The sequence below is a fragment of the Streptomyces griseiscabiei genome, assembly GCF_020010925.1.
In the GTDB taxonomy this organism is placed as follows: domain Bacteria; phylum Actinomycetota; class Actinomycetes; order Streptomycetales; family Streptomycetaceae; genus Streptomyces; species Streptomyces griseiscabiei.
In genome coordinates, this window is sequence record NZ_JAGJBZ010000001.1 from 982,653 (window position 1) to 996,382 (window position 13,730).

Here is a 13,730-nt window from a genome sequence, read left to right on the forward strand (position 1 = left end):
CCATGAGTTCCACGAGGAGGTGGAGCGGCGATGGCCGGCATCAAGGATGTCGCGGCCGAGGCGGGGGTGTCGGCCGCCACGGTGTCGCGGGTGCTCAATGATCATCCGTCGGTCAGCGCGGCGGCCCGGGCGCGGGTGATGACGGCCGTCGAGACTCTGGGGTACCGGCCGAACGCCGTCGCGCGGTCGTTGCGTACGGATCAGACGCACACCCTCGGGCTCGTCATCAGCGACGTCATGAATCCGTACTTCACCGAGCTGGCGCGGTCCGTGGAGGAAGAGGCGCGGGCGCTCGGGTACAGCGTGATCATCGGGAACGCCGACGAACGGCCCGAGCTTCAGGATCATCATGTGCGCAATCTGCTGGACCGGCGGATCGACGGGCTGCTCGTCTCGCCGACCGACGGTGGTTCGCCCCTGATGCTGGACGCGATCCGGGCGGGCACTCCCATGGTGTTCGTGGACCGGTGGATCCCCGGCGTGGACGTGCCGGTGGTGCGTGCCGACGGGCGCGGCGCCGTACGGGATCTCGTCGCCCATCTCCACGGGCTCGGGCACCGGCGGCTCGCGATCATCGCCGGGCCCGCGGCCACCACGACCGGCCGGGAGCGGGTCGAGGCCTTCCGGGAGGCCCTCGGCGAGTTCGGGCTGGCGCTGCCGGACGACTACATAGGGCAGGGCGACTTCCAGGCGGACAGCGGGCGGCGGGTGACCGAGGGGTTCCTCGATCTGGCCGAGCCGCCCGAGGTCGTCTTCGCCGCCGACAACCTGATGGCGCTGGGCGCGCTGGACGCCGTGCGCGCGCGTGGGATGCGGGTTCCCGAGGACATCGGGCTGGCCGCGTTCGACGACATCCCGTGGTTCGTGCACACCGATCCGCCGGTCACGGCGGTCGCGCAGCCGACGGGTGAGCTGGGGCGGGCCGCCGTACGCGCGCTCGTCGACCGTATCGAGGGGCGGCCCCCGCAGTCCGTCACCCTCCCCGCACGTCTCGTCGTACGTCTGTCGTGCGGCGAGTCCCCCGAGTCCCCCGTACCGAACAGGAGCGCGTCGTGAGCGACCCGGACGAGTTGCTGCGCATCGAAGGCATACGCAAGACCTTTCCCGGTGTGGTCGCGCTGGACGGCGTCGACTTCGATCTGCGCCGGGGCGAGGTGCATGTGCTGCTCGGGGAGAACGGCGCGGGCAAGAGCACGCTGATCAAGATGCTCTCCGGTGCCTACACCCCCGACGCGGGGCGGATTCTGGCCGGTGGTCAGGAGGTGCGCATCCATGGTGCGCAGGACTCCGAGAGGCTCGGGATCGCCACCATCTACCAGGAGTTCAATCTCGTCCCCGATCTGAGCGTCGCCGAGAACATCTTCCTCGGGCGGCAGCCGCGTCGCTTCGGGATGATCGACCGGAAGCGGATGGAGGCCGACGCCGCCGAGCTGCTGGAGCGGGTGGGGGTCACCGTCTCGCCACGCGCGCGTGTGCGTGAACTCGGTATCGCCCGGCTCCAGATGGTCGAGATCGCGAAGGCGCTGAGTCTGAACGCCCGTGTGCTGATCATGGACGAGCCGACCGCCGTGCTGACGACCGAGGAGGTCGAGAAGCTCTTCGCGATCGTGCGGCGGCTGCGTGAGGACGGGGTGGGCGTCGTCTTCATCACGCACCATCTGGAGGAGATCGCCGCTCTCGGGGACCGGGTGACCGTCATCCGGGACGGGAAGAGCGTCGGGCAGGTGCCCGCCTCCACGCCCGAGGACGAGCTCGTACGGCTCATGGTCGGCCGGTCGATCGAGCAGCAGTATCCGCGGGAGCGGGCCGACGCCGGGGACGCGCTGCTCGCCGTCGAGGGCCTGACGCGGGACGGCGTCTTCCACGACGTGAGCTTCGAGGTGCGGGCCGGCGAGGTCGTCGGTGTCGCCGGGCTCGTGGGCGCCGGGCGTACGGAGGTCGTGCGGGCGGTGTTCGGCGCCGATCCGTACGACAAGGGGGCCGTGAAGGTCTCCGGGGCGCCGGTGCCCAAGGACGACGTCAACGCCGCGATGACCGCCGGGATCGGGCTGGTGCCCGAGGACCGCAAGGGCCAGGGGCTGCTGCTGGACGCGTCCGTGGAGGAGAACCTCGGGCTGGTGACCCTGCGGGGCGCCACCAGGGGCGGGTTCGTCGACCTGAAGGGGCAGCGGGAGAACGCGGCCCGGGTCGCCGAGCGGCTCGGGGTCCGGATGGCCGGGCTGCACCAGCACGTCCGCACCCTCTCCGGCGGCAACCAGCAGAAGGTCGTCATCGGCAAGTGGCTGCTGGCGGACACCAAGGTGCTGATCCTCGACGAGCCGACGCGCGGCATCGACGTCGGCGCCAAGGTCGAGATCTACGAGCTGATCAACGAGCTGACGGCCGCCGGTGCGGCCGTGCTGATGATCTCCAGTGACCTGCCCGAGGTGCTCGGTATGAGCGACCGGGTGCTGGTCATGGCCCAGGGGCGGATCGCGGGCGAACTCGCCGCCGCCGAGGCCACGCAGGACGCCGTGATGGCGCTCGCCGTCTCCAACCCCACCCTTCTCGCGACTGAAACGGAGGCCCCCCGTGGCCGCTGACACGCTCAAGAGCACTACGGGCGCGAGTGGCGCCTCGGGAGCCTCGGGGCTTCGCCGGCTTCTGCTCGACAACGGCGCGCTGACCGCGCTCATCGCCCTCGTCATCGCGATGTCGGTGCTGTCCGGCGACTTCCTGACGGCCGACAACCTGCTCAACATCGGCGTCCAGGCCGCCGTGACCGCGATCCTCGCGTTCGGTGTGACCTTCGTGATCGTCTCGGCGGGCATCGACCTGTCGGTGGGCTCGGTGGCGGCCCTGTCGGCCACCGTCCTGGCCTGGAGCGCCACGTCGGAGGGCGTCCCGGTCTGGATAGCCGTGATCCTCGCGATCGGCACCGGTATCGCGTGCGGCCTCGTCAACGGCTTCCTGATCTCGTACGGGAAGCTGCCGCCGTTCATCGCGACGCTCGCCATGCTGTCGGTGGGCCGCGGTCTGTCGCTGGTGATCTCGCAGGGCAGCCCGATCGCCTTCCCTGACTCGGTGTCGCACCTCGGGGACAACCTGGGCGGCTGGCTGCCCGTGCCGGTCCTGGTGATGCTGGTGCTGGGTGGCGTGACGGCCGTGATCCTCGGCCGTACGTACATCGGGCGTGCCATGTACGCGATCGGTGGCAACGAGGAGGCGGCCCGGCTGTCCGGGCTGCGGGTGAAGCGGCAGAAGCTGGCGATCTACGCGCTGTCCGGGCTGTTCGCCGCCGCCGCCGGCATCGTGCTCGCCTCCCGGCTCTCCTCCGCGCAGCCGCAGGCCGCGCAGGGCTACGAGCTGGACGCCATCGCCGCGGTCGTCATCGGCGGCGCCTCGCTGGCCGGTGGTACGGGCAAGGCGTCGGGGACGCTGATCGGCGCGCTGATCCTCGCGGTGCTCAGGAACGGCCTCAACCTGCTGTCCGTGTCCGCGTTCTGGCAGCAGGTCGTCATCGGTGTCGTCATCGCGCTGGCCGTGCTGCTGGACACCGTGCGGCGCAAGGCGGGGGCGACCCCGGTTCCGGCGGGGGCCGGTGGCTCCGGGGACCGGAAGAAGCAGGCGCTGACGTATGTGCTGGCCGCGGTGGTCGCGGCGGCGGTCGTGGGCGCGACCTCCTTCCTGCACACCGGGTCGTCGGCGGCGAAGAGCGAGAAGATCGGGCTGTCGCTGTCGACGCTCAACAACCCCTTCTTCGTGCAGATCCGGGCCGGTGCCCAGGACGAGGCGAAGAAGCTCGGTGTGGACCTGTCGGTCACCGACGCGCAGAACGACGCCTCGCAACAGGCCAACCAGTTGCAGAACTTCACCAGCGAAGGCCTCGGCACGATCATCGTCAACCCGGTGGACTCCGACGCGGTGACCCCGGCGGCGAAGGCCGTCAACAAGGCGGACATCCCGCTGGTCGCCGTCGACCGCACGGTCAACGGCGCGAACACCGCCGCGCTCGTCGCCTCCGACAACGTCAGCGGCGGCGAGCTGGCCGCCAGGTCGCTCGCCGAGAAGCTGGGCGGCAAGGGCGAGATCGTCATCCTCCAGGGGCAGGCGGGCACCTCCGCCAGCCGGGAGCGCGGCGCCGGCTTCGCCGAGGGGCTGAAGGCCTACCCCGGCATCAAGGTCCTCGCCAAGCAGCCCGCCGACTGGGACCGCACCAAGGGGCTCGACGTGATGACGAACATGCTCCAGGCCAACCCGGACGTCGACGGTGTCTTCGCCGAGAACGACGAGATGGCGCTCGGCGCGATCAAGGCCCTCGGCTCCAAGGCCGGAAAGTCCGTCCAGGTCATCGGCTTCGACGGTACGGCGGACGGGCTCAAGGCCGTCGAGGCGGGCACGCTGTACGCGTCGGTCGCGCAGCAGCCGGCCGAACTCGGCAGGATCGCGGTGCGCAACGCGGTCAGGGCCGCCGAGGGCGAGAAGGTCGAGAAGTCGGTGATGGTGCCGGTGAAGGTGGTCACGTCCGAGAACGTGGCCGAGTTCAGCGGCTGACGTCACCGTTCCGGCAGAAGGGACCATTCATGTACGACTACGACCTCCTGGTCGTGGGTTCGGCCAACGCCGACCTGGTGATCGGTGTCGAGCGGCGGCCGGGCGCCGGGGAGACCGTGCTCGGCTCCGACCTGGCCGTGCACCCGGGCGGCAAGGGCGCCAACCAGGCCGTCGCGGCGGCCCGGCTCGGGGCGCGTACGGCGCTGCTGGCACGGGTCGGCGACGACGGCAACGGACGGCTGCTGCTGGACTCGCAGCGGGCGGCCGGGGTCGACACGGCGGGCGTGCTGGTCGGCGGGGCGCCCACCGGGGTCGCCCTGATCACGGTGGACCCGTCGGGCGACAACAGCATCGTGGTGTCGCCCGGCGCCAACGGGCGGCTGACCCCGGAGGACATCCGGGCCGCCGACGCGCTGCTGCGGGCCTCACGGGTCGTCTCGGCGCAGTTGGAGATCCCGTTGGAGACGGTCGTGGAGGTCGTACGGCGGCTGCCGGAGGGCACCCGGTTCGTGCTGAACCCGTCGCCGCCCCGGGAGTTGCCCGCCGAGGTGCTGGCCGCCTGTGATCCGCTGATCGTCAACGAGCACGAGGCACGGGTCCTCGTCGGGGGTGATCCGGCGGATTCACCTTCGCCGGAGGACTGGGCGGCGGCGCTGCTGGCGCTCGGGCCGCGTTCGGTGGTCGTCACGCTGGGCGCGGAGGGGGCGTTGGTCGCGGACGCCGGGGGCAGTGTGCGGGTGGCGGCGGTGAAGGTGGAGGCCGTGGACACGACGGGGGCCGGGGACGCGTTCACGGCCGCCCTGGCGTGGAAGCTGGGCGGCGGTTCGGCACCGGCCGAGGCCGCCGCGTACGCGGCCCGGGTCGGGGCCGCCGCCGTCACCAAGGCCGGGGCGCAGGTGTCGTTCCCGACCGCCGAGGAGGTCGCTGCGCTGTGAAGCGGGCCGGGATACTCAACCGTCATCTGGCGGGCGCCCTCGCCGAGTTGGGCCATGGGCACGGGGTGCTGGTGTGCGACGCGGGGATGCCCGTGCCGGACGGGCCGCGCGTGGTCGACCTGGCGTTCCGGGCCGGGGTGCCGTCCTTCGCGGAGGTGCTGGACGGGCTGCTCGACGAGCTCGTGGTCGAGGGGGCGACCGCCGCGCGCGAGGTGCGGGGGGCGAACCCGGAGGCGACCGTACTGCTGGAGGACCGCTTCCCCGACCTGGAGCTCGTCTCCCACGAGAAGCTCAAGGAGCTGTCGGCCGGCGCGCGGCTGGTCGTACGCACCGGGGAGGCGCGGCCGTACGCGAATGTGCTGCTGCGGTGCGGGGTGTTCTTCTAGGGGTTCCGGGACTCCCGGGGCTTCCGGGGTTCCCGGGACTCCCTGGAACCCCGGGAGTCCCGGGAGTTCGCCGGGCCGGCCGTCAGTAGGTGCGGCGGCGCACCAGGTAGGCGGCCGCGGCGAAGAGGGCCATGGCCAGGCCGAGGTAGAGGGAGCACTCGATGATCAGCATGGCCGGGTAGCGGCTCGCGGGGTGGTACTCGGTGTAGTGCCGCATGCCGTGGTCGGCCAGATAGCGTTCGAGGGCGGCGCTGCCGTCGCGGACCGTGTCGCTGTCGTAGACCTGCTTGAGGACGTCTCTCTTCTCCCCGTCGGAGAGTCTGTGTCCCGCGCGGTCGACCAGCCCTTCGTCCACGATCCAGTCCGTCACCGGGCGCGGATCGGCCGCCTGCCCCGCGTCCGGCGCCGCCGTACGGACCAGGGGGCTCAGGTAGTGGGGCCGGGCCGCCTCCTCCAGGGTGATGTTCACCGTCAGGCAGACGACGAGGGTGAGGCCCATGGCGACCACGGTCCGCCGGAGCAGGACTCCGGCCAGGACGCCGAGGGCCAGGGCGAACAGGGTCAGCGCGACGAGGCCCGGCGACACGGTGAACGCGGCGCTGCGCATCCGGCTGCCGACCGAGTCCAGGGGCCTGCGCCACCAGGTGAACAGGAGCGAGCAGGCCAGCGCCAGGACGGCTGTGCCGAGGCCGACCAGGGTCAGTTGGGTGACGAGCCACCGGGTGCGGGACACCCCTTGGGTGAAGGCGAACCGCCAGGTGCCGTTCTCGAACTCCCGGGCCAGGAGCGGTGCGCCGACGAAGGCGCCGACAAGGGCGGGCAGGAAGATCACCCAGACCATCCGGTTGCCCCACTCGCTGTACCGGTCGGTGAACTGCTCGACCAGTTGCGCGCATCCGGCGCGGGCGCCGGGATCGGCGACACAGGCGGCGATGCCGTCCGCGCGGTACTCCTCGTGCATGGCGAAGCCGCTGATGAGGGTGGGGACGGTGACGGCGGCCAGCAGAAGGACGCCCGTCAGCAGAGCGGCGCGGTGCTGGCGCCAGGCAACCCAGATCACTGGTCGGTCCTGCCCTTCGAGAGAGGCGAGTCGAGATAGGCGAGGACGAGGTCCTCCAGGTTCACGGGGTGGGCTTCCCAGCGGGGGTGGGTGGGCGCGGCGGCCGGCCGGCGCACCAGGAGGTGGCTGTTGCGGTCGCCGTGGGTGGCGGTGACCAGTCCGTCGAGGGCGGCGTCGGCGACCCGGGGGCCGGTCAGGACGCGGTGGCCGGCGAGCAGGTCGTCGATGTCGCCGACGAGGCGTACCTGTCCGCCGTGGAGCAGCACCAGGTAGTCGCAGACCCGTTCGAGTTCGGTGACCACGTGGGAGGAGAGCAGCACCGTCATCTCCGTCTCGGCCACCGCGGTGACGAGGGTCTTCATGAACTCACGGCGGGCCAGCGGGTCGAGGCTGGCGACGGGTTCGTCCAGGACCAGCAGGCGCGGCTGCTTGGCCAGGGCGAGGGTGAGGGCAACCTGGGCCTGCTGGCCGCCGGAGAGCCGGCCGGTCCTGCGGTCGAGCGGGATGTCGAGGTCGCGCAGTCGGCGTTCGGCGCCCGCCTGGTCGAAGCGGGTGTTCGTACCGCGTCCGTACCGCAGCATCTCGGCGACGGTGAACCCCCGGTAGAGGGGATGGTCCTGGGCGACGAACCCGACCTGGGACAGGCTCTGCGGACGGCCCGGCCGCAGCGGCGTACCCAGCAGGGAGACGGTGCCCTCGGTGGGGGCCAGCAGGCCTATCGCCAGGTGCAGCAGGGTCGTCTTCCCCGCGCCGTTCGCGCCGACGAGCGCGATGACACGGCCCGCGGGCAGGGAGAGCGTGCAGTCCCGCAGTGCCCACTGCCGGCCGTAGCGCTTGCCCACCCGGTCGATCCGCACGGCGGCGTCGGCGGCGTCGGCGGTCATGCCGTCTCCCGGTGCTGCTCGTCGCTCATGACCGCGTCGACCATGGCGCGCACCTGCTCCGGCGCGAGACCCGCCCCGCGCGCGTCGGCCAGCCACTGCCGCAGCCGGCCCGACAGCCGGGCGTAGGTCGCGGCGGGCACCTGTTCGATGTCGCCGGTGACGAACGTGCCCTGGCCGGCACGGGGCGCGGCGAGCCCGGCGTGCTCCAGCTCGCGGTACGCCTTGGCCACGGTGTTCGGATTGATCACCAGAGCGGACGCGACCGCGCGCACCGTGGGCAGCTGGTCGCCCTCCTGGAGATGGCCCAGCAGGATGCCGCGCCGGACCTGGTCGACCAGTTGCAAGTAGGCCGGTACTCCTGACCGGTCAAGCACTCGGAATGCGAACACGCGCACCCTCCGCCCCTCCATCACGCGATGACCCAATGTCTCGGTGTACTAGCAAGATAGTACACAGATGACACACGGGTCCCCGGCCGGCCTCGGCGAAGAGTGGCGCACACCTCGGTGAAGAGTGGCGCACGCGGTGACGCACCCGGCGCGGGAACGTTTCGAGGGGCCGGTCCACTGGACCGGCCCCTCGGCTTTCCCCTCCCCGTCAGAACTCCCGCGATCCCCCCGGATCCCCCTCCGAGAAGTCCTGATGCCAAGTACGACCCGCGGGGTGCGGGGAGGGTTGTACGGCACCTCAGGGATTCTTCGGCGCCAGGGAGTCGACCTCGGCCGCGTAGAACCACGCGGGGTCGACGTCCATACCGGTGAAGTGGCCCGCGAGTTCGAGGGACAGGGCTCCGTGGAGACGGGTCCAGAAGGTCAGGGCCCGGTGGAGGGCCTGGTCCTCCGGCAGGTCCCCGCAGGCGCCGAGCAGGGTCGCCAGGATCTCGGACGTGATCGTGGCGGTGTCGGCGGGGGCGTGGTAGCCGGGGATGGGCGTGCCGTAGATCAGGAAGTAGCGGTGGGGATCGTCCAGGGCCCAGGCGCGCAGGGCGTGCGCCAGCGTGGCCAGGTCGGCGCCGGTGTCGGCGACCTCGGCCGGCTCGGCGGCCCTGGCGGCCTCGGCGGCCTCGCGGAAGGTGTCGGCGAGGCTGCGGTAGGCGTCCCGGATCAGCTCGGTGATCAGCTCGTCGCGGCCGGCGAAGTACCGGTAGAGCGCGGGGCCGCTCATGCCCATCCGTTTCGCGATCGCGTTGAGGGACAGCGCGGAGGCCCCCGCCTCGGCGATCTGCTCCCACGCGTGCTGCTTGACCTCCGCGCGGACCTGGGCGCGATAGCGCTCGCGGGGGGTCTTCGCGTCGTTCGCGTCGTTCGCGCCCTCGGTTGTCGTCATGGTTAGAGGCTATCACTGTTGTTATTGACAGTCTCGGACGCGATCGGTTACAACTTCTCACGAGAGCGAGAGCCAGTCACGTCATCCAGATCAACGCGCAACGCGGAGGCAGTCATGAACGCCGGAGAACTCGTCGAGGTCGTCCTGCCGGGCAAGGTCGAGCCGGAGGGGCTGCGGATACGGCGCGGGGCCGTTCCCGTGGCCGGTCCCGGGCAGGTCGTGATCCTCATGGAGGCCACCGGGGTGTCCTTCGCCGAGCAGCAGATGCGGCGGGGCCGGTACTACGACCAGCCGCCGTTCCCGTTCGTCCCCGGGTACGACCTGGTCGGCAGGGTGCTCACGACCGGCGAGGGCGTCGACCCGGGTCTGTCCGGGGTCCGGGTGGCCGCGCTGGTCAAGGTCGGCGGCTGGGCGAGCCATGTGGTCGTCGAGGCGGCGGACGTGGTGCCGGTGCCGGAGGGGATCGGTGCCGCGGAGGCGGAGACCGTGGTGGTCAACGGCGTCACGGCCTGGCAGATGCTGCATCGCTCGGCCCGCGTCCGCGCCGGGCAGACCGTCCTGGTGCACGGCGCCAACGGGGGCGTCGGCTCGGTGCTGGTACAGCTCGCCCGCGCCGCCGGGGCGAAGGTGATCGGGACGGCGTCCGCCCGCCACCACGACGCGCTGCGGGCGCGGGGAGTCGTCCCCGTCGACTACCGCACCGAGGACGTCGCGGGACGGGTCCGCGCGCTCGCCCCCGGCGGGGTGGACGCCGTCTTCGACCACATCGGCGGCCGGAGCGCGGTCGACTCCTGGCGGCTGCTCGCGCCCGGCGGCACGCTCGTCGCGTACGGCAGCGCGTCCACGCGGGACGACGAGGGGTCCAAGCAGTGGCCCGTGCTCAAGCTGCTCGGCCGGGTGTGGCTGTGGAACGCGCTGCCCAACGGCCGCCGTGCCTCCTTCTACAACGTCTGGGCCGGGCGGGCCCTGTCCCCCAACCGCTTCCGGGCCCGGCTGCGCACCGACCTCACCCAGGTGTTCGCGGCCCTCCGACGCGGTGACGTGACCGCCCAGATCGCCGCGCGGCTGCCGCTCACCGACGCGGCCGAGGCGCTGCGGCTGGCCGAGTCGGGGACGGTCGCGGGGAAGGTCGTGCTCAATCCGTAGGACCGCCGGTCGACGGCCGTCCGTAGGACCGACGGCCATCCGTAGGACCGCCGGACGTCGGCCGACCGCGATCCGCGGGACCGGCCGACGCGCCCATCGACAACCTCAGCCGTCAACACCCTGAAGGGGACACCATGTTCGGTCTGCGCACCGCCACGTCCACCGTCTCACTCGCCGTCGCCGCCGCCGTCACCGTCGCCGGGATTCTGGGGACCGCCGCCCCGTACGCCCGGGCGGCGGCCCCGGCCGACGCGCCGCACGACGGCGGGTCCGCCTGTCGTGGGGAGGGCGTCGACCGGACGGCCCTGATCCGCTACCAGGCCGATGTCGTGATCGACGCGCCCCTGAGCACCGTTTGGAAGCTGCAGACCGACGTGGAGAACTGGCCGTCCTGGCAGGCGCCGGTGCTCGGCGCCGAGCGGCTGGACCACGGGCCGCTGCGGAAGGGCTCGCGGTTCCGGTGGACGACACCGGCGCCCGCCACACCGGCAACTCCCGCGACCACGCTGGAGATCACCTCCACCGTCCGGCAACTGGAGCGCGGCGTCTGCCTCCTGTGGAGCGGGCCCGCGGTCGGCGAGGGGCTGCGCGTCGACGAGGGCGTCCACCTGTGGCGCTTCGAACAGGTACGGGGCAAAGTCCGGGTGCACACCGAGGAGACCTGGACCGGCGCCCAGGTCGAAGCGGACGTCCCCACGGCGACGGAGGCGCTCGGCCGGGGCCTCGAAGCGTGGCTCCGCGACCTGAGGACCACGGCCGAGGCCCGCTCCGGCCGAGGGTGACCACGCCACGGGGCTGTTCGATTTATGTCCCGATGGTGTCACTTCGCGGGCAAGCGCGTTGCGGGTGCAACGCGTTGTGGGAGAGCATGTTCGGGACGTAGGTGAACGCGTAAGTGAGCACGCGAGTGAACACGCGAGTGATGACCTAAGTGATGACATACGCGAACCGGACACACGGGGGTGGAACGACGTGAAGTTCGACATGGGGTCGACGACCCTGGCGGATCTCGGGAAGAGCACGCTCGGATCGAGCGACGACCTCGGGACGCTGATCCAACTGCTGATCAGCGCGGCGGAACCGCTGGAGGGCAAGTTCAACGGCGCGGGCAAGCTGGCGTTCGACTCGTTCAAGAACCGCGCGGACGAGATCACCGCCGATCTGAACGGCTCGCTCGCCGCGATCCTCGGCGGTCAGTCGGGCATGGACACCGCGTTCGGCACCGGCGACGTGGAGTCCCAGGACAACGCCAACCAGAACATGGGCCAGGCCAACTTCGACGCGGCCCGCTTCGGCGCCCGATAAGCAGCGACGAGCAGGAACTAGGGGGAAGTACTCATGGCTCAGAACCAGGACCGCCGTTCGTACGACACCGGCGCCTCGGGCGAGGTGCAGACCGCGCTCGGCACGATCGTGGGGCAGCTGGAGCGGGTGCTCGGCGACCGCGACGCCGCCGTGAAGGCCGCGATGACCGAGTTCCAGGCCGACGGGGTCTCGGACGACTACCACGGCAAGGAAGAGCGCTGGAAGAAGGCCGCGGGCGAGGTCCGCGAGATCATCCGCCTGGTGCGCACCACGCTCGAACAGAACGACGGCACCGCGCAGTCCACGCTGTCCAAGGCCCGCGCGGCGGTCGACCAGATCGGCTGACGGAGCGAGCGAGGCGAGAGGGGTTCCGCAGCCGTGGCGGCACAGGATTACGACAGCCAGTTGCTGGAGTCGGTGTCGGTGCGGCGTCGGCGGCTGCGGGACGCCCTGCTGTTCGGGGCGCAGCGGCAGCGGCGCTCGGTGGACGAACGGATCGGGAAGGTCTTCGCCGGGATCGTCATCGCGGCGGTGTTGTGCGCGGGATGTGTGGGGTGGTCTTTCGTGTCGAACCGCATCATCGGAAAGAGCCCGTACGGGGGTTCGGTGCAGCCGTCGGTGACTCCGTCCGGCACGCCCTCGCCCACCGGGTCGCCGGCCGTGTCCCCCACACCGTCCTCCAGGTTGTCCACAGGGTTTTCCACAGCCCCGACCGGCGATTCCGCCCGGTGATAGGTTCGATCGCGTGATGGCTACGGGGACGGCTGCAGGGACATCGGGGCAGGCCACAGGCGGTGCGCGGACGGCGCTCAGCCGGGTCACGCTCGTCGGTGAGCGACGGCGGGTCGATCTCGTGCTGCCGTCCCGGGAGCCGGTCGGGCTGCTGCTCCCGGAGGTCATGCGGCTCCTGGACGACCGGGTCGGCGAGCGGCCCGAGTTGCGGCATCTGGTCACGGCGGACGGCTCCGCGCTGGCGCACGACAGCACGCTGGAGTCGGCCGGGATCCCGGACGGCGCCGTGCTGCGGCTGGTCCGGGCCGAGGACGCGCCGTCGGCGCCCGTGGTGCACGACGTCACGGACGAGGCGGCCGAGGATCTCGACGCCCGGGGCGGGCGTTGGCGGCCGGCCGCGCGCCGTGTCACCGCCGGGCTCGCCACGGTCGGCTGGGCCCTGGCCGCCGGCGTGTTCGCCCGCGCCGCGTACGAGCCCGGTGTCGTCGCGGGCGCGCTGCTCGGCGTCGCGCTGGTGGCCGCGCTCGCGGGCGCGCTGCTGGGGCGGACCGGGAAGCGGGCCCTGTCCACGACCCTGATCGCGACGGCGGGTGCGCTGGGCTTGCTCGGCGCGTCGACGTCGGCGCAGGCACAGCAGTGGTCCGGGACACCGCAGGTCGCCGCCATGGCCACGGCCGGGGTCGTCACGCTCGCCCTGCTCGGGCTGTTCACTCCGCTCGGGCGGGGTGGACTGGTCGGGGCCGGAGCGCTGGCGGGGGCCTCGGTGTGCTGGCTGGGGATCGCGGCGGCCGTCTCCGGCTCGTTGTCGCTGTCGGTGACGGACCAGGCCGAGGTGGGGGCCGTCCTCGCGGTGGTCTCCGTGGTCGTGCTCGGGCTGCTGCCCCGGCTGGCGCTGATGGCCTCGGGGCTCTCCGGGCTGGACGACCGGCGTTCCGGGGGCGCCTCCGTGAGCCGCCTCCAGGTGTCGGCGGCGCTCACGGCCACCCACCGGGGGCTGGTGCTGGCGACGGTCACCATGGCCGTCTCGGCGACCGCGGCCGGGGTGTTCGCGTTGCGCGCGCCGACCAAGTGGACCGTGCTGCTGGCCGCCGTCACCATGGTCGTCCTCGCGCTGCGCGCACGGGCGTTCCCGCTGGTCGCGGAGGTCGTGGTGCTGCTCGGCGCGGCGGCGGTGCTCGCCGTGCGGCTGGTGTCGGCCTGGCTGGACCACACCGGCGACGCGGCCGGTCCGCTCGCCGTCCTCGTCCTGCTCGCCGCGCTGCCGCTGCTGGTGCTCGCCGTGCGGCCCGCCGAGCATGTCCGGGTACGGTTCCGGCGCCTGGGCGACACCCTTGAATCGATCGGCGTCATCACTCTGTTCCCGCTGCTCATCGGGGTGTTCGGCGTGTACGGACGACTGCTCGACACGTTCGCTTAGGAGCTG

At 72.1% G+C, this 13,730-nt stretch carries 15 protein-coding genes; 11 read left to right on the forward strand and 4 right to left on the reverse strand.

The features are described from left to right. Positions 1-30 precede the first annotated feature (30 nt). The 5 genes from J8M51_RS04220 to rbsD are packed head-to-tail and all read left to right on the forward strand — an operon-like array spanning position 31 to position 5,854. Positions 31-1,056, forward strand: a complete 1,026-nt coding sequence (locus J8M51_RS04220) for a LacI family DNA-binding transcriptional regulator (protein ID WP_086756920.1) — start codon at positions 31-33, stop codon at positions 1,054-1,056. Further along, the gene (locus tag J8M51_RS04225) at positions 1,053-2,582 is read left to right on the forward strand and encodes a sugar ABC transporter ATP-binding protein (protein ID WP_086756922.1); all 1,530 of its coding nucleotides are present in this window, start codon (positions 1,053-1,055) and stop codon (positions 2,580-2,582) included. The genes J8M51_RS04220 and J8M51_RS04225 overlap by 4 nt, the downstream gene beginning before the upstream one ends. Then, entirely contained in the window at positions 2,572-4,533 is a 1,962-nt protein-coding gene (locus J8M51_RS04230) for an ABC transporter permease/substrate-binding protein (protein ID WP_267298969.1), read from the forward strand. Before J8M51_RS04225 ends, J8M51_RS04230 begins: the two co-directional genes overlap by 11 nt. A gap of 29 nt (positions 4,534-4,562) precedes the next feature. Beyond that, on the forward strand, positions 4,563-5,468 hold the full coding sequence (locus tag J8M51_RS04235; protein WP_086763278.1) for a ribokinase: 906 nt from the start codon (positions 4,563-4,565) through the stop codon (positions 5,466-5,468). Continuing rightward, entirely contained in the window at positions 5,465-5,854 is a 390-nt protein-coding gene (gene rbsD, locus J8M51_RS04240; RefSeq protein ID WP_086763276.1) for a D-ribose pyranase, read from the forward strand. Before J8M51_RS04235 ends, rbsD begins: the two co-directional genes overlap by 4 nt. A gap of 82 nt (positions 5,855-5,936) precedes the next feature. On the opposite strand, the gene J8M51_RS04245 is transcribed toward rbsD, so the two are convergent. The 4 genes from J8M51_RS04245 to J8M51_RS04260 all read right to left on the reverse strand — a co-directional run bounded on the left by J8M51_RS04245 (position 5,937) and on the right by J8M51_RS04260 (position 9,124). Then, a complete protein-coding gene (locus J8M51_RS04245) occupies positions 5,937-6,914 on the reverse strand; it encodes an ABC transporter permease (protein WP_086763274.1) in 978 nt (325 codons plus the stop codon). Next, positions 6,911-7,798: an ABC transporter ATP-binding protein gene (locus J8M51_RS04250; RefSeq protein ID WP_086763272.1), complete on the reverse strand. Its 888-nt coding sequence runs from the start codon at positions 7,796-7,798 to the stop codon at positions 6,911-6,913. Before J8M51_RS04250 ends, J8M51_RS04245 begins: the two co-directional genes overlap by 4 nt. Further along, on the reverse strand, positions 7,795-8,142 hold the full coding sequence (locus tag J8M51_RS04255; RefSeq protein ID WP_236067688.1) for a GntR family transcriptional regulator: 348 nt from the start codon (positions 8,140-8,142) through the stop codon (positions 7,795-7,797). The genes J8M51_RS04250 and J8M51_RS04255 overlap by 4 nt, the downstream gene beginning before the upstream one ends. Before the next feature lie 343 nt (positions 8,143-8,485). Next, the gene (locus J8M51_RS04260) at positions 8,486-9,124 is read right to left on the reverse strand and encodes a TetR/AcrR family transcriptional regulator (protein ID WP_086763268.1); all 639 of its coding nucleotides are present in this window, start codon (positions 9,122-9,124) and stop codon (positions 8,486-8,488) included. Between the two features lie 114 nt (positions 9,125-9,238). Here J8M51_RS04260 and J8M51_RS04265 point away from each other — a divergent pair, with 114 nt between their 5' ends. The 6 genes from J8M51_RS04265 (at position 9,239) to eccD (ending at position 13,724) form a co-directional block, all read left to right on the forward strand. Continuing rightward, on the forward strand, positions 9,239-10,270 hold the full coding sequence (locus J8M51_RS04265; RefSeq protein ID WP_086763266.1) for a medium chain dehydrogenase/reductase family protein: 1,032 nt from the start codon (positions 9,239-9,241) through the stop codon (positions 10,268-10,270). Between the two features lie 134 nt (positions 10,271-10,404). After that, positions 10,405-11,052: an SRPBCC family protein gene (locus J8M51_RS04270; RefSeq protein WP_086763264.1), complete on the forward strand. Its 648-nt coding sequence runs from the start codon at positions 10,405-10,407 to the stop codon at positions 11,050-11,052. A gap of 190 nt (positions 11,053-11,242) precedes the next feature. Then, positions 11,243-11,575, forward strand: a complete 333-nt coding sequence (locus J8M51_RS04275) for a hypothetical protein (RefSeq protein ID WP_179203485.1) — start codon at positions 11,243-11,245, stop codon at positions 11,573-11,575. Positions 11,576-11,608: 33 nt separating this feature from the next. Continuing rightward, positions 11,609-11,920, forward strand: coding sequence for a pore-forming ESAT-6 family protein (locus J8M51_RS04280; RefSeq protein ID WP_086763262.1), 312 nt, complete (start codon positions 11,609-11,611; stop codon positions 11,918-11,920). A 33-nt stretch (positions 11,921-11,953) separates the two neighbouring features. Continuing rightward, positions 11,954-12,307 carry a hypothetical protein gene (locus J8M51_RS04285; RefSeq protein WP_086763260.1) on the forward strand — a complete coding sequence of 118 codons (354 nt, stop codon included), beginning with the start codon at positions 11,954-11,956 and terminating at the stop codon, positions 12,305-12,307. A 16-nt stretch (positions 12,308-12,323) separates the two neighbouring features. Next, positions 12,324-13,724, forward strand: coding sequence for a type VII secretion integral membrane protein EccD (eccD, locus tag J8M51_RS04290; protein ID WP_216589243.1), 1,401 nt, complete (start codon positions 12,324-12,326; stop codon positions 13,722-13,724). The last annotated feature ends 6 nt before the right edge of the window (positions 13,725-13,730 follow it).

Excerpts from the sequence above, each read along its gene's own strand:
- J8M51_RS04220 (WP_086756920.1), top strand. The coding sequence starts at position 31 with ATGGCCGGCATCAAGGATGTCGCGGCCGAGGCGGGGGTGTCGGCCGCC.
- J8M51_RS04235 (WP_086763278.1), top strand. The coding sequence starts at position 4,563 with ATGTACGACTACGACCTCCTGGTCGTGGGTTCGGCCAACGCCGACCTG.
- J8M51_RS04250 (WP_086763272.1), bottom strand. The coding sequence starts at position 7,798 with ATGACCGCCGACGCCGCCGACGCCGCCGTGCGGATCGACCGGGTGGGC.
- J8M51_RS04260 (WP_086763268.1), bottom strand. The coding sequence starts at position 9,124 with ATGACGACAACCGAGGGCGCGAACGACGCGAACGACGCGAAGACCCCC.
- J8M51_RS04265 (WP_086763266.1), top strand. The coding sequence starts at position 9,239 with ATGAACGCCGGAGAACTCGTCGAGGTCGTCCTGCCGGGCAAGGTCGAG.
- J8M51_RS04270 (WP_086763264.1), top strand. The coding sequence starts at position 10,405 with ATGTTCGGTCTGCGCACCGCCACGTCCACCGTCTCACTCGCCGTCGCC.
- J8M51_RS04280 (WP_086763262.1), top strand. The coding sequence starts at position 11,609 with ATGGCTCAGAACCAGGACCGCCGTTCGTACGACACCGGCGCCTCGGGC.
- eccD (WP_216589243.1), top strand. The coding sequence starts at position 12,324 with ATGGCTACGGGGACGGCTGCAGGGACATCGGGGCAGGCCACAGGCGGT.